This is a genomic window from Mycobacterium sp. NGS59 (assembly GCF_059812345.1).
Map to the genome: position 1 here is coordinate 44,548 of NZ_JCALCN010000016.1, position 20,920 is coordinate 65,467.

Here is a 20,920-nt window from a genome sequence, read left to right on the forward strand (position 1 = left end):
ACCCGAGTCGGGCACCGGCTTCGCTTCGCGCTATGACTCCCGAGTTCGAAACGCTCTTGTATGCCACGGCCGGGCCGGTGGCCACGATCACGCTGAATCGCCCCGAGCAACTCAACACCATCGTCCCGCCCATGCCCGACGAGATCGAGGCGGCAATCCGGCGGGCCGAACACGACCCCGACGTCAAGGTCGTCGTGTTGCGCGGCGCCGGCCGGGCGTTCTGTGCCGGGTACGACTTCGGCGGCGGTTTCCAGCACTGGGCGGACCACATGGACAGTGACGGCCGGTGGGATCCGGGCAAGGATTTCGCGATGGTGACCGCGGCGACGGGCCCGCACCAGAAGTTCATGTCGATCTGGCGGGCCACCAAGCCGGTGATCGCGCAGGTCCACGGCTGGTGCGTGGGCGGGGGCAGTGACTACGCGTTGTGCGCCGACATCGTGATCGCCAGTGAGGACGCCGTGATCGGCACCCCCTACAGCCGGATCTGGGGGGCCTATCTGACCGGCATGTGGATGTACCGGTTGGGCTTGGCCAGGGCGAAATGGCACGCGTTGACCGGCCGGCCGCTGACCGGTGTGCAGGCCGCCGAGGTCGAGTTGATCAACGAGGCGGTGCCGTTCGAGCGACTCGAAGCCCGGGTCGCCGAGATCGCCGCCGAACTGGCCCGGATCCCGTTGTCGCAGCTGCGGGCGCAGAAGCTGATGGTCAACCAGGCCTACGAGAACATGGGCCTGGCGTCCACCCAACTGCTCGGCGGGATACTCGACGGACTGATGCGCAACACCCCGGATGCGCTGGAGTTCATCCGCACCGCCCAAACCGAGGGGCCACGGGCCGCGGTGGAGCGCCGGGACGGTCCGTTCGGCGACTACAGCCAGGCTCCGCCGGAGCTGCGGCCGGATCCGTCGCACGTGATAATTCCTGATCGCAACGGGTAGTGAGATGGGCTACAGATTTTCGGCCGATCGTTCTCGCAAGCCCGGAAAGTGCTACGGTTATCAATATGTCTCGGCTCCATAACAGCCTGCGCACAGGCGCTCTCGCTCTGCTTCTCGGCCTGGCCGGCGCGATGTTCCCCGCGACCGCCGCCGCCGACTCCACCGAAGACTTCCCGATCCCGCGCAGACAGATCGCTACCACCTGCGACGCCGAGCAGTACCTCGCGGCCGTCCGGGACACCAGCCCGGTGTACTACCAGCGGTACATGATCGACTTCAACAATCACGCGAACCTTCAGGAAGCGACCATCAACAAGGCGCACTGGTTCTACTCGCTGTCGCCGGCGGAGCGCAGGGACTACTCGGAGAACTTTTACAACGGCGACCCGTTGACCTTCGCCTGGGTCAACCACATGAAGATCTTCTTCAACAACAAGGGTGTGGTTGCCAAGGGCACCGAGGTGTGCGACCAATACCCGCGCGGTGACATGTCGGTCTGGAACTGGGCGGGATAGTCGTGCGCCGGTACGTCGGGTTGGCCATGGCGGCGGCGATAGCCCCGATGATCCTCTTCTTCGGTAGTGGGGCGGCGCACGCCGACAGCGACCTGGGAAAAAGCTGCTCGCCGGAGGGCGCGAAGGTTTGGGGTAAACCGGGCCCGATCTACTGCGAGCGACAGCCGGACGGGCAACTGCAGTGGGTTTCCATCCCCGTCTCGGCGATGTGCGTGGCGTTCTGCGTGAATCAGCCCTGAGAATTCAAACTCGGCAAGTTTGAAACCTCTTCCCCACGGGAACCCTTGAAATCGTCATAAAAGTACGGTTTCCTTGAGGTGGAAAACTAAGGGAACGCGGAGAAATACCGTCGGCCTACCCTTGCCGCGACGGGCCAAAGGTACCCATAATGGACACTCCGGCCCAGCCAAAATCCGCCGACGTGCGAGTGACGGATGTGACTGCGGTCCGGAAGCTGGAGGTCATCGCATGAGCCAAACTACTGGCAACGAGATCCCTGGCACGCTTGCGTCCCTCGACTGGCAGACCATCACCTGCCAGGCGGAGTCCGGATGCACCAACCGAGCCGCCTACATCGTTCACCGCCACGCGGTAGACCAATGTAACCACCCGCAGGTCGATCCGTTTGGCAATATCGTCGAAATTCTTTGCATCGCTTGCCTTTGGCGTGCCGAGGCCGAAGTCCTGGTCCAAGTTGGCCAACTTGCGCGCCAGGCAGACACCTACTGCCTGACCTGCGGAGCGCCGGTGTCCGAACTGCGCGACATCATGCGCGACGTCGCCGCCTTGTAGCCCACCGTCCGATGGCACTCATCGCGCTCGCCGTGCTGGGTGCAGCGATGTTCATCGGTATCGTCTGGCTGATGCTGTACCTGGACCGGCGCTACCAGCGCAAGGTTCAGCGCCTGCGCGACGACTGGGAGGCGTCGGGACGGTCGGAACCCTGGAAGCACGGGTGGTACGGCGGCGGGGGCTGCGGCGGCGGTTAGCCGGCCTCGGCGACGTCCTCAGATCCCACTCGACCGCGCCGAGCCTGATTGCCGAGCACGGCGATCAGCGCCGTTCCACCAGTCCCCCCGGTGGATGTTCGTCAACGTCCTCGAGGAGCAGTTCCCGCACGGCCCGGCGCGGTCCGTACGGTCGCAGCATGGTGCTGGCCGGGCGCGGACGCACATGCTGCGGCCACCAGAACCAGCGCCCGAGCAAGGTGGCCAGCGACGGTGTCATGAACGACCGCACGATCAAGGTGTCGAACAACAGACCCAGCGCGATCGTCGTACCCACCTGAGCCATCACCCGCAGTGGACTGAACATGAACGTGGCCATGGTGGCGGCGAACACCAGCCCCGCGGCGGTCACCACCGAGCCCGAACCGGCCATCGCGCGGATCGTCCCGGTCTTGAGTCCGGCGTGGATTTCCTCCTTGAACCGCGATATCAGCAATAGGTTGTAGTCCGAGCCGACCGCCAGCAGCAGGATGATGGCCATCGCCAGCACCATCCAGTGCAACTTGATGCCGAGGATGTACTGCCAGAGCAGCACGGAGAGTCCGAACGAGGCGCCCAGCGACAGCAACACCGTGCCGACGATCACGAAGGCCGCCACGACGCTTCGGGTGATCACCAGCATGATGACGAAAATCAGGGTGGCCGCGGAGATTCCGGCGATCAGCAGATCGATGTTGGACCCGTCGTGCATGTCCTTGTACGTCGCGGCGGTACCGCCGAGGTAGACCTTGGCGCCCTCCCAGGGCGTGCCCTTGATCGCCTCGTGCACGGCCCGCTTGATCGGTTCGATCAGGTTGATGCCTTCCGGACTGGCCGGGTCGCCTTCATGCGAGATGATCAACCGGACAGCGTGCCCGTCGGGCGAGATGAACTGTTTGAGACCCCGTTCGAAGTCCGGACTCTGGAACGCTTCCGGCGGAAGGTAGAACGTGTCGTCGTTCTTGGCTTGATCGAATGCATCCCCCTGCGCGGTGGCGTTGTCGGCCTGCGCTCTGGCCTGGTCGTTGAGGCCCGTGGTGGTCGCATAGTTGGACATGATGGTTTCGAGATTGCGCTGCTGGCTCTCGATCTGCGGGGGTATCAACTCCACCAACTTGGGCTGAATCGCATCCAGCTTGTCCAGATTCGCGCTCAGGGCCAGGATGTTCTGCGCCACCTGGTCGATTCCGTCCAGCGCATTGAAGATGGACCGCAGCGCCCAGCAGATCGGGATGTCGTAGCAGTGCTTCTCCCAGTAGAAGTAGCTGCGAATCGGCCGGAAGAAGTCGTCGAACGTGGCGATGTCGTCGCGCAGCGCCTCGGTGATCTTGACCGTTTCCTTGGTGAGCTTGGTGGTTTCGTGCGTCGTGTTGCTGAGGTCCTGAGTGACCTGCATCTGCTCATGCAGCGTGGCCATCGTCTTGCGCAGCTCGTCCGCCTGGTTCAGCAGGTTTTGCGCCTGCTCGTCTTGGAAGTGCTGGGTCTGAATCCGCCCGGCGGCCTGGGCACCCATCTGAAAACCGAGGGTGCTGTGGTCCAGCGGCGTGCCCAACGGTCGGGTGATGGTCTGCACCCGGCCGATACCGGGGATGTGGAAGACCGCCTTGGCGACCTTGTCCAGGACGAGGAAATCGGCCGAGTTGCGCAGGTCGTGATCGGTTTCGATCATCAGCAGCTCGGGATTGAGCCGAGCCTGGTTGAAGTGCCGGTCGGCGGCGGCGTAACCGATGTTGGCCGGGGTGTCCGACGGTAGGTAGTGACGGGTGTCGTAGTCCGTTTTGTAGCCGGGCAGCGCGAGCAGGCCGATCAGGGCGACCGCGATCGTGACCGCGAAAACCGGCGCGGGCCAGCGCACGATCGCGGTGCCGATCCGGCGCCAGCGGCGGGTCTGCAGCTTTCGCTTCGGGTCCAGGAGCTTGAAGAACGACGCAACGGTCAGCACCGCCGGGCCCAGCGTCAGCGCCGCGATGACCGCGACAAGCATGCCGACGGCACACGGCACCCCGAGTGACTCGAAGTACGGCAATCGACAGAAGCTCAGGCAGTACATCGCGCCGGCGATGGTCAGCCCCGACCCGAGCACGACGTGGGCGGTGCTGTGAAACATGGTGTAGAACGCTTCTTCGCGCGTCTCACCCAAGCCGCGGGCCTCGTGGTAGCGGCCCACCACGAAGATCGCGTAGTCGGTCCCGGCCGCGATCGCCAGCAACACCAACAGGTTGTTGGCGAACGTGGACAGCCCGATGATCCCGTAGTTGCCCAGCACCGCGACCACGCCTCGAGCTGCCAACAATTCGACGAAGACCATGAACAGCACGGCCAGGACGGTGACGACCGAGCGATAGACGAACAGCAGCATCACCATGATGACCAGAATCGTGATCAGGGTGACGACCGCGACGCCTTTCTCACCCGCGTGCGACTGGTCGGCGATCAGCGGACCCGCGCCGGTGACGTAGGCCTTGATGCCCGGTGGGGCGTGCACCGACTCCACGATCTTGCGAACGGCGTCGGAGGACTCGGCGGACAGACCGCCGCCCATGTTGCCGGCGAGGTAGACCTGGACGTACGCGGCCTTCTGATCGTGGCTCTGGGAGCCGGCGGCGGTCAGCGGATCACTCCAGAAGTCCTGCACGTGCTGGACGTGTTTCTTGTCGGCCTGGATTCGCCTGACGATCTCGTCGTAGTAGCGGTGCGCCTCCGGCCCCAGCGGTTTGTCGCCTTCCAGCACGATCATCGCCGAGGTGTCGGAATCGAACTCTTTGAACGTCGATCCGACCCGCATCATCGACTGGAACGACTCTGCGTCTCGGGGGCTCTGCGACACCGACTGCTTCTTGGAGACGACCTCCAACTGCGGCGCAATGGTGTTGGTGACAAAGACGATGCCCAACCACACCAGGACGATGGGCAGCGCCAGCCGGTGGATCATCCGCGGCAGGAACGGCGGGATGAGCGGCTGGTCGACCCGCGGCGGCGCCTCGGCGGTCTCGCTCACGCGGACTTGTCCAGGCAGTAGACGAAGGCATTCACCGTCTGCTCGGGGCGCGACCTATTCGGCGCCTTGATGACGTCACCGCGTCCGTCGTTGTTGTTGACCAGGAACCGGCAAGCGATCCAGCTGCCGTTTCCTTGCGCCATCAGGTTGGCCGGGATCCCGGGCTTCGTTGACTTCAATTCCGTCTTCCACGGTAGGGGCACATTGAGAGCCTGCTGAGGATGAGAGTTCTCGTCGAGATAACTGATAGTCGCCGTGCTACCCGGTGCACCCCAGACCTCCAGGGTGATCGTCTTGGGGTTGAACTGGTCGATGACGTCACCGGACGAGCCGCCACCGAACGAACCGCTGTGCACGCCGAACACCCCGTGCAGTCGGTGGACCACAAACGCCGATACCGCGACGACGGCCACCACGGTGACGACGAGCCAGAACCGGGTGACGAGGCTCCACAGACCCTTGCGCTTGGTCTGGTCAGTCGCTCGATCACCCTCGCGGCCGGCGGAGTCCGGGGTGGTCAACGGTTCGGTCCTTGGCTCAGTCATCGTCATGGGCGCGCTTTCCTGATCAGTGAGAGCCGCGGAGAAATCAGCCTGTATTTCAACCCAGATACCCGTCTGACGCAAAACATTTCACGATCCTCACCCGTCATCGCGACCCCGGGAGTGAGCCGATGCAGGTGGCGGTGAGCACCCGGGTGAGCGCGGAGCCGAAGTCGATGTTCCATTCGGCCGGCAGCACCTCGGGTTCCTCCTCGTAGGCGTCCGAGATCTTCGCCGGCGGGTTGGCGATCTGCCAGAAGGCCGCCGCCAGCGAGTAGGCGGCGATCAGGATGTCGAACGCCCCCGGACGCCCCAGCGCGGGCAGCGCTTGTTCGATGGCGTCCGCCAGGGCGATCGCGGCGGCCGAGATGGTCCGCCGGATCTCGATGACCCGCTCGATCTCCACCTCGTGTTCGAGGTGCAGGTGCAGGTTGGCCAACAGGTCGCAGAACAACGGGTCGGCGGCCAGACCGCTGGCCAGCGTCTCGGCCACACGTTCCGGGGTCATCGGACCGGGTTCGGCCAGCTTGTCGCACACCGTGCCCGACCATTGCACCCAGCCCTCAGCGGCCAGATGCAGCAGCACCTCTTTGTGCGAGGTGAAGTAGCGGCGCACCGCCGAGTAGTGGATCCCGGCGCGACTGGCGACCGCTGTCAGGGTGACCGACGCGACGCCGGTCTCGACGGCCAGCGAGCGTGCGGCTTCTACCAGTGCCGCCGCACGTTGGCGCTTGTTCTCCTCGGTGCGGGCGCGTCGGAAAGCGAGTTGCGCCACTGGCAGAGGATAACGCACAACATGTGATTTGTATAACGCACGTAATGTGATTTGCGCAGGTAGAAGCCGGACGGTAGCGTCTGTTACGCACGTGATATGCGTTACAATTCGCAGCGCGAGTGGAAGGAGTGGACAGCCCGGTCGCGCGGCCGTGCTTTACTTAGGCAAGGCTTAGTTGCTCTGGTCGACGAGATGCCGCCGGTGCACAGCACCGGTTGGGCGCCGCGGTCCGTATAACGCAAGAAATTCACGAATCTGCAAAGGGGTCTGCGATTTTCAGGCTGTTGTCGCGCACGTGGATCCCACTGACCGTGTTGGTGGTGGTGGCGGTCGGCGGATTCCTCGTCTACCGCGTGCACGGCTACTTCGGTTCGGAGAAGCGCGAGTCCTACGCCGACAGCAACTTGAAGAACCCTGAGCCGTTCGATCCCAAGCGAATCGTCTACGAGGTGTTCGGCCCGCCCGGTACCGTCGCCGACATCAGCTATTTCGACGTCAATTCCGATCCGCAGTGGGTGGAGAACGCACGGCTGCCCTGGTCGCTGCACATCAGCACCACCAAGGCGGCCATGGTCGGCAACCTCACCGCCCAGGGCGACAGCAACAGCATCGGCTGCCGGATCCTGATCGACGACGAGGTCAAGGCCGAGCGTCACTCCAGTGGCGTCAACGCGTTCACCTTCTGCCTGGTGAAGTCGGCGTGAGTACCGCCTACGCGCCGGTCGGCCCTCCCCCCGACCTCTCCAGCGAAGCCCACCGGCCGTTCATCGCGCGGATGATTCACGCGCTCGCGGTGCCGATCATCCTGTTCTGGCTGGTGGTCGTGGTGCTGCTCAGCATTTTCGTGCCGTCGCTGGAAGTCGTGGGGCAAGAGCGCTCGGTCTCGCTCAGTCCCGCCGACGCACCGTCGTTCGTGGCGTTGAAGCACATCGGCAACGCATTCAAGGAGGGCGACACCGACAGCTTCGGGATGATCGTCCTGGAAAGCGACAAGCCGCTGGGCGACGAGGCGCACACCTACTACAAAGAGATGATCCGCAAGCTGCGGGAGGACAAGAAGCACGTCCTGAGCATCCAGGACTTCTGGGGCGACCCGCTGACCGCCGCCGGCGCGCAGAGCAACGACGGCAAAGCCGTCACCGTCCAGCTGACCCTCGCCGGCAACCAGGGCGAACCGCTGGCCAACGAGTCCGTGATGGCCGTCCGCAAGATCGTGGACAGCGTGCAGGCTCCGCCGGGGCTCAAGGCATATGTCACCGGCGCCTCGGCGCTGGCCGCGGACCTGCACGACAGTGGCGACAGATCCATGGCCAAGATCACCATCACCACGGTGCTGGTGATCACGCTGATGTTGATGTTCATCTACCGGTCGATCCTGACCGTGTTCCTGCTGCTGCTCTCGGTCGGCATCGAACTCAGCGCGGCACGCGGCGCGGTGGCGCTGCTCGGACACAACGAACTGATCGGGTTGTCCACGTTCTCGGTCAGCCTGCTCACGTCCTTGGCCATCGCGGCCGGCACCGACTACGGCATCTTCATCATCGGCCGCTATCAAGAGGCCCGCCAAGCCGGTGAGGACCGGGAAACCGCCTTCTACACCATGTATCACGGCACCGCGCACGTGATTCTGGGCTCCGGCCTGACGATCGCCGGCGCACTGTTCTGCCTGCACTTCGCCCGGATGCCCTACTTCCAGACGCTGGGCATCCCGTGCGCGGTCGGCATGCTGGTCGCCGTCCTCGTCGCGCTGACACTGGGTCCGGCGATCCTGGTGGTCGCCGGCAAGTTCGGGGTGTTCGATCCCAAACGGGTGCTGTCGGTACGGGGTTGGCGACGGGTGGGTACCGCCGTGGTGCGCTGGCCGCTGCCGATCCTGGCCGTCACGCTGGTGATCGCGATCATCGGGCTGGTCACCCTGCCGGGGTACAAACCCAGCTACGACGACCGCGCCTACCTACCCGCTTTCATCCCGGCCAACCAGGGCTTCATCGTCGCCGACCGGCACTTCTCCCAGGCCCGGATGAAGCCGGAGATCCTGATGGTCGAGTCGGATCACGACCTGCGCAACCCGGCCGACTTCCTGGTGCTGGACAAGCTGGCCAAGGGCATCTTCCGGGTGCCCGGCATCTCCCGCGTCCAGGCGATCACCCGGCCCGACGGCACCCCGATGGATCACACGTCGATCCCGTTCCAGATGAGCATGCAGAACGCCGGTCAGCTGCAGACCATGAAGTACCAGCGCGACCGCATGGACGACATGTTGAAACAGGCCGACGAGATGACCAAGACGATCGCGCTGATGCAGAACATGTATGCGCTGATGTCCAAGCTGGTCGGGATCACCCACAAGATGGTCGGCGACACCGAGCAGATGCAGCAGATCACCAACGATCTGCGCGACAAGATCGCCAACTTCGACGACTTCTTCCGGCCCATCCGCTCGTACTTCTATTGGGAGAAGCACTGTTACGACATCCCGGCCTGCTGGACACTGCGCTCGATCTTCGACGCGTTCGACGGGATCGATCAGCTGACCGAGCAGCTGAATGTCCTGGTCGGCGACATCAAGCAGCTCGACGTGCTGATGCCGCAGATGATCGCCACCTTCCCGCCGATGATCGACACCATGGTGAGCATGCGGACCATGATGCTGACCATGCACAGCACCATGTCCGGGATCTTCGCCCAGATGGACGAGATGAGCGAGAACGCCACGGCGATGGGCCACGCGTTCGACGCGGCCAAGAACGACGACTCGTTCTACCTGCCGCCCGAGGTGTTCAAGAACGCCGACTTCAAGCGGGCCATGAAGAACTTCCTGACCGCCGACGGGCACTCGGCGCGGTTCATCATCCTGCACCGCGGTGATCCCGCCTCACCGGAGGGCATCGCCAGCATCGACCAGATCCGCACCGCGGCCGAGGAAGCCCTCAAGGGCACGCCGCTGGAGGACGCCAAGATCTATCTGTCCGGGACCGGGGCCGTCTTCAAAGACATCTCCGAGGGCGCCAAATGGGACTTGCTGATCGCGGGCATCTCCTCGCTGTGCCTGATCTTCATCATCATGTTGCTGATCACCAGGGCCTTCGTGGCCGCGGCGGTGATCGTCGGGACGGTCGCGTTGTCGCTGGGCGCATCCTTCGGCCTGTCCGTGCTGGTCTGGCAGCACATCCTGGGCATCCCCCTGCACTGGTTGGTGCTCGCGATGTCGGTCATCGTGCTGCTGGCCGTCGGATCGGACTACAACCTGCTGTTGGTCTCCCGATTCAAACAGGAGATACACGCGGGCCTGAACACCGGCATCATCCGGTCGATGGGCGGCACCGGGAAGGTCGTGACCAACGCCGGCCTGGTGTTCGCGTTCACGATGGCGTCGATGATCATCGGTGACGCGCGGATGATCGGGCAGGTGGGTACCACCATCGGTCTGGGCCTGCTGTTCGACACGTTGATCGTGCGCGCGTTCATGACGCCGTCGATCGCCGCGCTGCTGGGTCGCTGGTTCTGGTGGCCGATCCGGGTGCGGACGCGGCCCGCCCGCAACCCCGCCCTGCCGCGCGACGACCAGCCGACCGACCGGATGCTGGCGCTCAGCGACCAGCGTTAGTCCGGCCGGCCCGGCCATCCGGTCGGCCGCCGACTCCGAATATCTGGTGTGCAGCCACAACACCAGTCCCGGGCGGGGAAGCCGACGGCGGTCTACCGCACCACGGTCAGCCAGTCGCAGCAGGTTCCCGCGCATCGCTCGTTTCAGCGCCGCGGTTACAGCTGGTACGTCGACGTCGACCGGCTTCCCCGGTTGCCGTGGTTGAGGGCCGGCTTGCGGGACCGGGTGACCGCGGTGTTCGCCGAGCACGGCGTCGAGATGCCCGACGGCCGCATCACCGGGTTGCTGCCCGCCCGCACGTTCGGGCACGTCGTCAACCCGCTGACCATCTTCTGGTGCCACGACGGTGACGGCCGCCTGCGATACGTGATCGCCGAAGTGCACAACACCCGCGGCCGGCACACCTATCTGCTGCCGCCGGCCGAGGTACCGGTGTTGGTCCGGACGCACTCCCCCGACGGTCAATGCCTGCTGCTCGCGCCGGTCCCCGAGCGCGAGGTCGACATCATGGTGTCGTTGCACCCCGAGTCCCGGTTGGCGTTCACCGCGACTGTGCGTGGCAAGCGGCTGTTGCCGAGGGCAGTGCTGCGCCGGTTCGCACGCCGGCGGACACAACGGGCCGGAGAGGCAGCGATCGGCACCGCGGCTACCGAAAAGCGGGAGCGGGCGGCCGATCTCGCGTCCGGGCCGGCCCGACAGCCATGACCGACGTCCCCAACCTGGCGCAATCGGGCGTTAGGCTACCGACGATGACCGCCCCGCCGACCCCCAGTGGCGACCTGGATGCGTTGCTGCGCCGGGTCGCCGCGCGAGACGACGGCGCGTTCGCCGCTTTCTACGACCAAACCAAAACCCGGGTGTACGGACTGGTCACCAGGGTGCTGCGCGATGCCGGATACAGCGAAGAGACCACCCAGGAGGTCTACCTGGAAGTGTGGCGGACGGCGTCGGACTTCGACTCCACCAAGGGCTCCGCGCTGGCCTGGCTGATGACCATGGCACACCGGCGCGCGGTCGACCGGGTGCGCAGCGAGCAGGCCGGAACCAAACGCGAATCACGCTACGGCACAGCGTATTTCGAGACAGCGACCGACGTCGTCTCGGACTCGGCGATAGCGGGTGACGAGCGGCGCCGGGTGATCCGGTGTCTGGAGGCGCTGACCGACGCGCAACGCCAGTGCATCGAGCTGGCCTATTACGGCGGCCTGACCTACGCCGAGGTGTCGCAGCGGCTGGCCGCGAACCTGTCCACGATCAAGTCCCGCATGCGCGACGCGCTGCGCGGCCTGCGCAACTGTCTGGACGTGGCATGAGCGCCCCCGACGACTTCGAGTTGCTCGAGCTGGCGGCCCCGTATGCGTTGCACGCCCTGACCGACGCGGAGCAGGCCGAGATCGACGCCCGGGTTTCGTCGGCGCCCGTGCCGGTCGCCGCGGCCTTCGCCGACGAGGTCCGCGCGGTCCGGGAGACGATGGCGGTGCTGTCGTCGGCGAATGTCGCCGAACCACCGGACCAGTTGCGCGCGGCGGTGCTCGCCCTGACCGCCCCGTCCGCTGCGCCGACCCGGCTCCGGTCACGTTGGCGCACTGCGGTTTTGGCGGCCGCCGCGGCGATCGCGGTGGGCCTGGCAGCGTTCGGCGTCGGGGTGTGGATGCGGCCGGCGCCCACGCAGACGGTGGCCGAACAGATTCTGGCCGCGCCCGACGTGCGGACGGTTTCCCGCCCGCTGGGGCCGGGGACCGCCACGGTGATGTTCTCCCGCGACCGCAATGCCGGTGTGCTGGTGATGAACAATGTGCCGCCGCCGGCGGCGGGCACCGTCTACCAGATGTGGCTAATTGGTGCAGACGGCACGACGTCGGCCGGCACGATGGGCACCACCGCGGTGTCGCCGTCCACCAAGGCGACGCTGGACAACCTGGGAAGCTCGACGTCCCTGGCGTTCACCGTGGAGCCCGGCACCGGCTCGCCCCAGCCGACCGGCGCGGTGTTGGCCGAGTTGCCGCTGCGCTGAGCGTCGCCCACCCCGGCAGCTACTTCGCGATCCCCCGCAGATACGCCGCCTGGCCCAGATGCTGGGCGCAGTCGTCGATGATGCTGACCAGCCGCGCGCTCGCCGTCACCGGCGGGTCCCAGTTGGTGTCCACGATGCGCGCCAGTTCGTCGGCGGTCACCGCGGCGACGTAGTCGAGGGTGAAGGCGTGCACCGCGCGGTAGTAGCCGGCCAGCAGGGCGGCCGGCGCGCGCACTTTGGCCACGTCCCGGGCGCTGTGGCCGTACCCGATGTCGTTGCGCGGCAGGTCCAGCGCGAACCGATCGACCCAGCCGTCGCGCAGCCACACCTGCTCGGCGCCGGCGATGTCGGCCACCTGCAAGTCCTGTACCCGGGCGCTGTGCCAGAGCAGCCACGCGATGCTGTTGGCCTGCGGCGTGGGCCGGTAGCCGGCGATCTCGTCGGTCAGCCCGTCGGTGAGTTCGTCGCTGTGTTCGATCAATCGGGTGAACGCGTCGCGCAACAGTTCCCGGACCGCGTCATCGCTTCCTGGCATACGCGCGACGCTACGCCCTGGCGCCGTGCCAGACGGCTTCGACGTTGTTGCCGTCCGGGTCGCGCACGAAGGCGCCGAAGTATCCGGGGTGATACTCCGGCCACAGCCGCGGCGGGTGCAACGACTCCGCACCCAGCCCCACCGCCGTCTCGTAGAAGGCGATCGATCACGGTCGTAGATTAGTTGGATGAGCTATGACCTCCTCATCCGCAACGGCACCATCGTGGACGGTCTGGGAGGTGAACCGTTCGCCGGCGACGTCGCGGTACGCGACGGCGTGATCGCGGCGGTGGGATCGCTGAACGGCGCCGACGCGGTGCGCGAGATCGACGCGACGGGCCTGTTGGTCACCCCGGGCTTCGTCGACTTGCACACCCACTACGACGGGCAGGCCATTTGGTCGGACCGGCTGACACCGTCCTCGGCGCACGGCGTGACCACGGTCGTGATGGGCAACTGCGGGGTCGGCTTCGCGCCGTGCCGCAAGGAGGACCACGAGGTGCTCGTCGACGTGATGGCCGGGGTCGAGGACATTCCCGGCGTCGTCATGACCGACGGGCTGCCGTGGACCTGGGAGACGTTTCCCGAATACCTGGACGCCATTGAGTCGCGGCGACGTGACATCGATGTGGCCGTCTATCTCCCGCATTCCCCGCTGCGGGTGTACGTGATGGGACAGCGCGGCGCCGATCGCGAACCCGCCACCGCCGACGACCTGGCGAAGATGCGGGAACTGGCCAAAGAGGCGATCGAAGTGGGCGCGCTGGGTTTCGCCTCGTCGCGGCTGACGATCCACAAGACCGAGAGCGGGGCACCCATCCCCAGCTACGACGCCGCCCGCGAGGAGATCGAACAGATCGCCCGCGGCGTCGTCGACGGCGGTGGCGGTTTGCTGCAATTCGTCCCCGACCTCCCCGCCGGCGGCTACCAACCGGTGCTGCAGACGGTGTTCGACGTCGCCGAGGACGTCGGGCTACCGCTCACCTTCACCCTGATCGTCGGCAACACCGGTGAGCCGTTCTGGCCCGACGCCATCACCATGGTGGAGAAGGCCAACAAGAACTCTGGTGCCGGCGGGACGCAATTCACCGCGCAGTTGCTGCCGCGCCCGATCGGGCTGATCATCGGGTTGCAGCTGTCGGCCAACCCGTTCGTCCTCTACCCCAGCTACCGCGAGATCGCCGACCTGCCGCTCGCCGAGCGCGTCGCCGAAATGCGCAAACCCGAGGTGCGCGCCCGCATCCTGGCCGACAAGCCCGGCGCCGGGCATCCGATCCTGTACGTCGCGCAGGCCTGGGACTGGATCTTCCCGCTGGACGACAACCCCAACTACGAGCCCGACCCGTCGGACAGCATCGCCGCCCGCGCCGCCGCCCGCGGCGTCAGCGCGCTGGAGGAGGCCTACGACCGCCTACTCGACGACGACGGCCGGGCCATGCTGCTGGTCGCCACCAGCAACCTGGAGAACAACACCCTGGACACCGTGGGGGACCTGCTGCACCGCGACGACGTCGTGCTGGGACTCGGCGACGGCGGTGCGCACTACGGCATGATCTGCGACGCCAGCTACTCGACGTACTTCCTGACCCATTGGGCACGCGACCGCGCGACCGGACGGTTCACCGTGCCCGAAGCCGTCCGCGAACTCACCTCGGTGCCGTCCCGCATCGCCGGGCTGGCCGACCGCGGCCGGATCGCCGTCGGCTACAAGGCCGACCTCAACGTCATCGACCACGCCGCGCTCCGGCTGCACAAACCGGTCATCGCCCACGACCTGCCGGCCGGCGGCCGGCGGCTGGATCAGACCGCCGACGGCTACGTCGCGACGGTGGTTTCCGGCGAGCTGATCGCCGAGCACGGCGTGCCCACTTCGGCCCGCCCGGGGCGGCTGATCCGAGGCCGTCGACCCGCACCCGAGCCCGTCTGACGCCCTGTTGGAGCCCTGAGAATTGGCCTTAGCGGGTTACCCGATAAGCCCACGGTAACCAGCCCCGGCGGGTAGGTTTGGGTGGTGACAAGCCCGCATTTCGCGTGGTTGCCGCCAGAGATCAACTCGGCACTTATGTTCGCCGGTCCCGGTGCGGGACCGCTGCTGGCTGCTGCCTCAGCATGGGCTGGACTGGCCGAGGAATTGGCGTCGTCGGTGGCGTCGTTCACCGGTGTCACACAGGAATTGACCACCTCTTCGTGGCTCGGTCCGTCGGCCGCGGCGATGATGGACGTCGCCACCCAGTACATGGCCTGGCTGAGCGCGGCGGCCGTCCAGGCGGACCTGGCGGCGGCACAGGCCACCGCGACGGCGTCGGCGTTCGAGGCGGCGGTGGCGGCCACCGTGCAGCCCGCGGTGGTGGCGGCCAACCGCGGCCTGGTGCAGATGCTGGCGTCCACCAACTTCTTCGGCATGAACTGGCCCGCGATCATGGACACCGAAGCCGCCTACGAGCAGATGTGGGCCCTCGACGTCGCGGCCATGGCGAACTACCACTTCGACGCGTCGGCGGCCGCCGCCCAGCTGGCCCCGTGGCAGCAGGTGCTGCGCAACCTCGGCATCGACATCGGCAAGAACGGTCAGATCAACTTCGGCTTCGGCAACACCGGCAGCGGCAACATCGGCAACAACAACGCCGGCAACTACAACCTGGGCAGCGGCAACAGCGGCAGCGGCAACGTCGGGGCCGGCAACACCGGCAGCTACAACCTGGGCGGCGGCAACACCGGCATCGGCAACCTTGGCTTCGGCAACTTCGGCAGCAACAACTTCGGCTTCGCCAACACCGGCAGCGACTCCTTCGGGTTCGGCCTGACCGGTGACCACCGATTCGGCTTCGGCGGATTGAACTCGGGCAGCGGCAACACCGGCTTCGGCAACTCCGGCACCGGCAACACCGGCTTCTTCAACTCCGGCACCGACAACATGGGCTTCGGTAACTCGGGCAGCCTCAACTCGGGTCTGGGCAACTCGGGAAGCGCCAACACCGGCTTCGCCGGCATGGGGCCGTGGGGGTCGGGACTGTACGGCGGCGGCCTGGGCGCCGCGACCGGCCTGGAGGCGAGCCTGACCAACTCCGCGCACTACGCCACCGGCGGGTTGGGGACCGCGGCCCTGGGTTCGGGACTGCTGGGCTCGGCACTGGCGAACACCGGCAGCCTGCATTCCGGTCTGGCCGGCGCGCTGAACGCCGGCATCACTCCACCCGTCGTCGCCTCGGCCGCCGGACTGGATTCCGCCGGACCCGGCCAAGTGTCGGCCAACCCGACCAGCAGCCCGGCCGCCAACTCGGGGCTGCGCACCACCAGCAGCAATGTGACCGGCTTCACCCTGGCGCGCGAGGCGGGGCTGGGCACCCCGAACCTGCCCAGCGACGGCATCCCCAGGTCGGGTTTTTATCCCGAATCCCAGCGCGACACCGCCGGTCAGAGCCGGGTGATCAAGTTCCCGGTGAAGTCGGACTGACGCCTATCCTCAGTCAATGGCCGCAAAGACCGCGAAAAAGGTTGACTTGCCGCGACTGGCAGCCGCCCTGCCCGACTTCCCCTTCGCGTACCTCATCACCGTCGACGACAGCTACCGCGCGCACACCGTGACGGTCGAACCGGTGCTGCGGGATCAGCGGGTCCTGGAGGTCGGGCTGATCGGCGGCGGCACCCGCGCCAACCTGGCCCGCCGCGCCGAGGTCACGCTGATCTGGCCGCCGACCGAACCCGGCGGCTACTCGCTGATCGTCGACGGCCGGGCCGAGATCACCGAGGGGGCCGCGCCCGACACGGTGCGCTGCGACGTCGTGCCCACCCGCGCCCTGCTGCACCGCAACGCCGACTCCCCGTCCGCTGCCCAGGGATGCCTGCACGACTGCGTCGTGTTCAGCGTTCCGGTCGCATGAGCCGCGTCGAACCGCTCGCGCCGCCGTGGAGCGACGAGGACGCCGCGGGCATCGAAAGCTGGGGCCATCCGGACCGGACCTACGAGCCGCTGCTGCTGGTGCGCTGCCTGCAACGCCACCCGGCGCTGGCCACCCGGCTGCGCAAGCTCGGCGAAACCCTCTACGTGGCAGCGCTGTTGGCGCCCCGGACCCGCACCATCGCGATACTGCGCTGCTGCGCCCTGGTGGGATGCGCCTACGAGTGGGGCGGACAAGCGGCGTTCTGGGGTCCGCTCGCGGGGGTCAGCGACGAGGAGTGTGACGCCCTGGTCACCGGCGGGCCGCAGGACGCGCGGTGGAGTCCCGACGAGCGCGCGCTGATCGAGGCGGTGGACGAACTGGAGCGCAGCGGTTCGTGGTCGGAGCCGACCTGGGCAGCGCTGGGGAGCTTCCTTGACGACGAACAACGGATCGAGTTGCTCACCGCGGTGGGCTGGTACCGCACCATCTGCACGCTGTGCAACGCGCTGGCGCTGCCGGTCGAAGGCTGGATGCGACGCTGGCCGTCAACCCCGGTCTCGCCGTAGACCGGGATGCCGGCTCTTCAGCAGGGGCAGCAGCAACCGTCGCGGCATGAACTGGACCAACCGGGTGCTCACCTGGTTGGGCAGTCCGGTGATGACCATTGCCTCGTCGGCATCGAGGGCGTCCACTCCGATACGCGCGACAGTCCGCGACGGGATCCACAGGAACTTGGGGAACGCGTCGGCGAAGGTCCGTTCGTCCATGCCCGCGCTGGTCAGGAACTCGGTGCGCACCGGGCCGGGGCACAGCAGCGTGACCGTGACGCCGGTGCCGGCAAGTTCCGCGCGCAGACCTTCGGTGTAGGACTTCACGAACGCCTTGGTGGCGGCGTAGCCGAGCTGGCCGGGAAACGGGTGAAACCCCGCGGTGGATCCCACGTTGAGGATCGCGCCGCCCCCGCGCGGCACCATCTGCTGGACCGCGCGCGTGCACAGGTCGATGACTGCCTCGACGTTGACCCGGACCTGGGCGATCTCTTTGTCCACGTCGGTCTTGGTCACCGAGCCGATGGTGCCCAGGCCGGCATTGTTGACCAGGACGTCGACGGTCAGTCCGCGCCGGCCGACCTCGTCCAGTAGCTCGGCGCGGGCGCCGGAGTCCGCGACGTCGCAGGCGAGGACCTCGACACGAACGCTGCCGGAGAGCTCGTCGGCCAGCTCGCGCAACCGGTCTTCGCGGCGCGCCACGAGCGTGACGCCGTGGCCGCGGCGGGCCAGTTCGCGGGCGATGTCGGCGCCGATTCCCGACGAGGCACCGGTGACGACGGCGGTACTGGTCGGAGAGGGAGTCGGGAGCGCCACGTCTTTGAACCTACCGTCGTAGGACGCCGATCTTCGCATCGCTGATTACGCTGTGATCAATCGAAGGAGCGGTGCGTGATCACTCTGGATCGCCTGGTGAACGTCCTGGGCAGTTACGGGGTGCGGTTGCGGTGGTCGTCGATTCCGCGCTCGACCGAACTGCGCAACGTCGTGATCCACGAAGCCACCCCGCGCGGCCCGGTGACCGGCGACGTACTCCTGGCCGTCGGTGCCGCGTCGTTCGAGGAAGCGATGCGGTGGGCCGCTTCGGCGCACGCGGTCGTGACGTTGCTGCGCGGCCCGGCGGATCCGGCCACAGTCCACGGCGACGTCGAGGTGGGCGCGGTGCTGCTGGTCGACGAGGCGCTGTCCTGGAGCGAGTTGGCCGCGGTGGTCTACGGGTTGGTGTTGGAGGGCCGCGAGACCGAGGCCGGGCGCGGCCCGACCGATCTGTTCGCCCTCACCGACAGCCTGGCCGACGCGATCGGTGGTGCCGTGGTCATCCACGACCGGCTGATGCAGGTGCTGGCGTACTCCCGACAGCAGCAGCACGCCGATTCCGCGCGGGTGCAGACCATCCTGGCCCGGCAGACCCCGGAGCGGCTACGGGCGTTCTACGAAGCCGACGGCGTCTTCACGCACCTGGCGGTCTCCGACGAACCGCTGTTCATCCCCGAGGATGCCGAGCACGGCGTGACGGGCCGCATGGTGGTGGCCGTGCGTTCCGGCCGGGAACTGATGGGGTCGGTGTGGGTGGCGTGTTCTCGCCCGCTGGACGGGGCCGCACGCCTTGCCCTGGTCGACAGCGCCCACACGGTGGCCGTCCATCTGCTGCGGTCGCGCGCAAGTGCCGACCTCGAGCGCCAGGTGGAGTCCGAGCTGGTGATCCGGCTGTTGGAGAGCACCGCCGACGCGGCCACCGTGATCAGCCGGCTGGGATTGCCGCGGTGTCCCCTGCGGGTGATCGCGCTGCAGGCCTGCATCGGCGCGGACCGCGACGCCGTGCTGCTGCTGGCGTTCGAGCGTGCCACGGCGGGATTCGGCTGGTCACGACCGGGCCGCAGTGCGCTGGTAGGCAGCACCGTCTACACGTTGCTGCCCGGCGACGAGCCGGAAGCCGCCCAGCAATGGGTCGCCGGGCTGCGGGCCGCGCTTCCCGAAGGAGTGACGGTGGTGGCCGGCATCAGTGGCGCGGCCGAGCCCGCCGATCTTGCCGCCGCCCGGCAGGAAGCCGACGAGTGCCTGGCGCTACACGAGGCCTCTGCCCTGTCCACCATCCCGGTTTACGACCAATGCTGGGACGACATACTGCTGCAGCGGCTGCGCACCGCGTCGCGTTCCGGCCGGCTGCCCGGCCGGGGTCCCGTCGCGGAGCTGCGCCGCCACGACGACGCCACCGGAACCGACTACGTGGCGACGCTGCGGGCATGGTTGGCGGCCCAGGGTGACCCGGCCGCCGCCGGCGAGCGGCTGGGAGTGCACGAGAACACCGTGCGGTACCGGATGCGCAAGATGGCCGAGGTCACCGACCTGGCGTTGGACGACGCCGACAAGAGACTCGCGATGATGATCCAACTCGCGGCGACCGACCTCGGCTGACGCTTTTCGTCCTGTCGGGCCGCGACAACGCGAGCTGGCGCGGTTGTGCGGCTGGGTCAATGCTCACCAGGGCTGTTCGGGGAATCCTGGTATTACGGCCGAAGCTTCGCGGCCCACCGACAGGAGACCACCGATGACCCGCCAGCATACCGATCCGCGGCAGCGGTCGGATGACAGCGCCGCGATGGAAACCTTCACCCTGCAGGCGCCGCACTGGTTGTTCGTGCTGTTCAACCGCAACCCGCTGATTCGCAGGAGCGATCGGCTCGAAGCCCTCGTGGCGGTACTGACCATCGTGCTGGCGCTGCTGGCGATTCCGGTGGCAGGCGCGATCGGTACGGCGGTCTATGACTCACGTAGCCAGTTCCACGCCGCGCAGGCGCAGCAGCGGACCGAGGTCACCGCGACCGTGATCGACATGCCCGCGCGCAGCGATCTCACCCAGGTGCACGCCCGATGGTTCGCGGCCGGAGCCGAACACACCGGCGTCGTGCAGGCGCGCACGGCACCGGATCCGGGCGAGACGATTGAGATCTCGGTGAATCCGGACGGCACCTACGCGGGTGGGCCGCCGATGTCCGCCGCGCGTGAGGCGGTGTTCGTGGCCTTGGCGGTCTGGCTGAATGCGACGGTCGTCGCGGCGCTGATCTTCGTCGGCGCTCGAAAACTGCTCACCCGATCTCGCCACGACAACTGGCGACCTGAACTGGCGGACGTGACCGGCGAAGGCCGCGGGCACGTCAGCCGATCCTGACCAGCCAGGGATCTCCGGACCGGGCCCGGCAACGGGCTACCCCAGTCGCCGGGGGCGGTTGCTGAACTCTGCCCGCCCCTGGCGACGACATTCTCCAACTGAAGGGAAAAGAAAATGACTCTCGCACAAGATGTTTCGCCCGCTTCGGGTGATGTCGCGAAGAGCGGAATGGTGTTGACCATTCGCTACGACGCGTCCGGTGAGACCGAAACCTTTTTGCTGGGCCGGCGTTTCGGCAAGAACGCCGACATCCCGGTCTACTCGACCCTGTCTCCGCTGGGTCACGCAATCGCCGGCGCACGTCCCGGCGAACAGCGCGTCTACGTGATGCCGCACGAGCGGCGCCCGGTCCACATCACCCTGTTGCGGGCCGTGCCGTACCAACAGCATTCGAAAGGATGGAACTGAA

22 protein-coding genes and 1 pseudogene are annotated in these 20,920 nt (G+C 67.0%); 17 read left to right on the forward strand and 6 right to left on the reverse strand.

Going from position 1 to position 20,920, the window contains the following annotated elements; translation table 11 throughout:
• The first annotated feature begins 32 nt into the window (after positions 1-32).
• The 5 genes from AC5Y46_RS17565 to AC5Y46_RS17585 all read left to right on the forward strand — a co-directional run bounded on the left by AC5Y46_RS17565 (position 33) and on the right by AC5Y46_RS17585 (position 2,445).
• Positions 33-941: a crotonase/enoyl-CoA hydratase family protein gene (locus AC5Y46_RS17565; protein ID WP_499992396.1), complete on the forward strand. Its 909-nt coding sequence runs from the start codon at positions 33-35 to the stop codon at positions 939-941.
• Positions 942-1,006: 65 nt separating this feature from the next.
• Positions 1,007-1,456: a DUF5078 domain-containing protein gene (locus AC5Y46_RS17570; protein WP_499944714.1), complete on the forward strand. Its 450-nt coding sequence runs from the start codon at positions 1,007-1,009 to the stop codon at positions 1,454-1,456.
• Between the two features lie 2 nt (positions 1,457-1,458).
• Positions 1,459-1,695, forward strand: coding sequence for a hypothetical protein (locus tag AC5Y46_RS17575; protein ID WP_499992397.1), 237 nt, complete (start codon positions 1,459-1,461; stop codon positions 1,693-1,695).
• Between the two features lie 229 nt (positions 1,696-1,924).
• Positions 1,925-2,248 carry a hypothetical protein gene (locus AC5Y46_RS17580; protein ID WP_499944712.1) on the forward strand — a complete coding sequence of 108 codons (324 nt, stop codon included), beginning with the start codon at positions 1,925-1,927 and terminating at the stop codon, positions 2,246-2,248.
• An 11-nt stretch (positions 2,249-2,259) separates the two neighbouring features.
• A complete protein-coding gene (locus AC5Y46_RS17585; RefSeq protein WP_499992398.1) occupies positions 2,260-2,445 on the forward strand; it encodes a hypothetical protein in 186 nt (61 codons plus the stop codon).
• Between the two features lie 64 nt (positions 2,446-2,509).
• Here the strand turns inward: AC5Y46_RS17585 and AC5Y46_RS17590 are convergent, their stop codons facing one another.
• The 3 genes from AC5Y46_RS17590 to AC5Y46_RS17600 form a co-directional block, all read right to left on the reverse strand.
• Positions 2,510-5,440 carry an MMPL/RND family transporter gene (locus AC5Y46_RS17590; RefSeq protein ID WP_499992399.1) on the reverse strand — a complete coding sequence of 977 codons (2,931 nt, stop codon included), beginning with the start codon at positions 5,438-5,440 and terminating at the stop codon, positions 2,510-2,512.
• Positions 5,437-5,991 (reverse strand): MmpS family transport accessory protein, encoded by a 555-nt coding sequence (locus tag AC5Y46_RS17595; RefSeq protein ID WP_499944709.1) that lies wholly within the window; start codon positions 5,989-5,991, stop codon positions 5,437-5,439. Before AC5Y46_RS17595 ends, AC5Y46_RS17590 begins: the two co-directional genes overlap by 4 nt.
• A gap of 97 nt (positions 5,992-6,088) precedes the next feature.
• On the reverse strand, positions 6,089-6,775 hold the full coding sequence (locus tag AC5Y46_RS17600; protein WP_499944708.1) for a TetR/AcrR family transcriptional regulator: 687 nt from the start codon (positions 6,773-6,775) through the stop codon (positions 6,089-6,091).
• 263 nt (positions 6,776-7,038) lie between these two features.
• Here AC5Y46_RS17600 and AC5Y46_RS17605 point away from each other — a divergent pair, with 263 nt between their 5' ends.
• The 5 genes from AC5Y46_RS17605 to AC5Y46_RS17625 all read left to right on the forward strand — a co-directional run bounded on the left by AC5Y46_RS17605 (position 7,039) and on the right by AC5Y46_RS17625 (position 12,378).
• Positions 7,039-7,461, forward strand: coding sequence for an MmpS family transport accessory protein (locus AC5Y46_RS17605; protein WP_499944781.1), 423 nt, complete (start codon positions 7,039-7,041; stop codon positions 7,459-7,461).
• A gap of 71 nt (positions 7,462-7,532) precedes the next feature.
• Positions 7,533-10,364, forward strand: a complete 2,832-nt coding sequence (locus AC5Y46_RS17610; RefSeq protein ID WP_499944780.1) for an MMPL/RND family transporter — start codon at positions 7,533-7,535, stop codon at positions 10,362-10,364.
• 48 nt (positions 10,365-10,412) lie between these two features.
• On the forward strand, positions 10,413-11,069 hold the full coding sequence (locus tag AC5Y46_RS17615; protein WP_499992400.1) for a DUF1365 family protein: 657 nt from the start codon (positions 10,413-10,415) through the stop codon (positions 11,067-11,069).
• 44 nt (positions 11,070-11,113) lie between these two features.
• Entirely contained in the window at positions 11,114-11,677 is a 564-nt protein-coding gene (locus AC5Y46_RS17620) for a sigma-70 family RNA polymerase sigma factor (protein WP_499992401.1), read from the forward strand.
• Complete coding sequence (locus AC5Y46_RS17625) at positions 11,674-12,378, forward strand: anti-sigma factor (protein WP_499992402.1); 705 nt, start codon at positions 11,674-11,676, stop codon at positions 12,376-12,378. Before AC5Y46_RS17620 ends, AC5Y46_RS17625 begins: the two co-directional genes overlap by 4 nt.
• Positions 12,379-12,397: 19 nt before the next feature.
• Here AC5Y46_RS17625 and AC5Y46_RS17630 read toward each other — a convergent pair whose 3' ends face one another.
• Together AC5Y46_RS17630 and AC5Y46_RS17635 are read right to left on the reverse strand one after the other, a co-directional pair.
• Positions 12,398-12,913 carry a mycothiol transferase gene (locus tag AC5Y46_RS17630; protein WP_499944703.1) on the reverse strand — a complete coding sequence of 172 codons (516 nt, stop codon included), beginning with the start codon at positions 12,911-12,913 and terminating at the stop codon, positions 12,398-12,400.
• Positions 12,914-12,923: 10 nt separating this feature from the next.
• Positions 12,924-13,073: pseudogene (locus tag AC5Y46_RS17635) on the reverse strand (VOC family protein); the annotation flags it as partial.
• 27 nt (positions 13,074-13,100) lie between these two features.
• Between AC5Y46_RS17635 and AC5Y46_RS17640 the strand changes: the two are divergent.
• The 4 genes from AC5Y46_RS17640 to AC5Y46_RS17655 all read left to right on the forward strand — a co-directional run bounded on the left by AC5Y46_RS17640 (position 13,101) and on the right by AC5Y46_RS17655 (position 17,360).
• Positions 13,101-14,840, forward strand: coding sequence for an N-acyl-D-amino-acid deacylase family protein (locus AC5Y46_RS17640; RefSeq protein WP_499992403.1), 1,740 nt, complete (start codon positions 13,101-13,103; stop codon positions 14,838-14,840).
• Between the two features lie 84 nt (positions 14,841-14,924).
• A complete protein-coding gene (locus AC5Y46_RS17645; protein WP_499992404.1) occupies positions 14,925-16,367 on the forward strand; it encodes a PPE family protein in 1,443 nt (480 codons plus the stop codon).
• Positions 16,368-16,383: 16 nt separating this feature from the next.
• Positions 16,384-16,794: a pyridoxamine 5'-phosphate oxidase family protein gene (locus AC5Y46_RS17650; protein WP_499992405.1), complete on the forward strand. Its 411-nt coding sequence runs from the start codon at positions 16,384-16,386 to the stop codon at positions 16,792-16,794.
• On the forward strand, positions 16,791-17,360 hold the full coding sequence (locus AC5Y46_RS17655) for a carboxymuconolactone decarboxylase family protein (RefSeq protein WP_499992406.1): 570 nt from the start codon (positions 16,791-16,793) through the stop codon (positions 17,358-17,360). The genes AC5Y46_RS17650 and AC5Y46_RS17655 overlap by 4 nt, the downstream gene beginning before the upstream one ends.
• Here AC5Y46_RS17655 and AC5Y46_RS17660 read toward each other — a convergent pair.
• Positions 17,340-18,158: an SDR family NAD(P)-dependent oxidoreductase gene (locus AC5Y46_RS17660; protein WP_499992407.1), complete on the reverse strand. Its 819-nt coding sequence runs from the start codon at positions 18,156-18,158 to the stop codon at positions 17,340-17,342. The two genes, AC5Y46_RS17655 and AC5Y46_RS17660, sit on opposite strands and share 21 nt — an antisense overlap.
• 75 nt (positions 18,159-18,233) lie before the next feature.
• Between AC5Y46_RS17660 and AC5Y46_RS17665 the strand changes: the two genes are divergently transcribed.
• The 3 genes from AC5Y46_RS17665 to AC5Y46_RS17675 all read left to right on the forward strand — a co-directional run bounded on the left by AC5Y46_RS17665 (position 18,234) and on the right by AC5Y46_RS17675 (position 20,919).
• A complete protein-coding gene (locus AC5Y46_RS17665) occupies positions 18,234-19,757 on the forward strand; it encodes a PucR family transcriptional regulator (RefSeq protein WP_499992408.1) in 1,524 nt (507 codons plus the stop codon).
• A 133-nt stretch (positions 19,758-19,890) separates the two neighbouring features.
• Positions 19,891-20,511 carry an Rv1733c family protein gene (locus tag AC5Y46_RS17670; protein WP_499992409.1) on the forward strand — a complete coding sequence of 207 codons (621 nt, stop codon included), beginning with the start codon at positions 19,891-19,893 and terminating at the stop codon, positions 20,509-20,511.
• A gap of 114 nt (positions 20,512-20,625) precedes the next feature.
• On the forward strand, positions 20,626-20,919 hold the full coding sequence (locus tag AC5Y46_RS17675; protein WP_499944695.1) for a GreA/GreB family elongation factor: 294 nt from the start codon (positions 20,626-20,628) through the stop codon (positions 20,917-20,919).
• The last annotated feature ends 1 nt before the right edge of the window (position 20,920 follow it).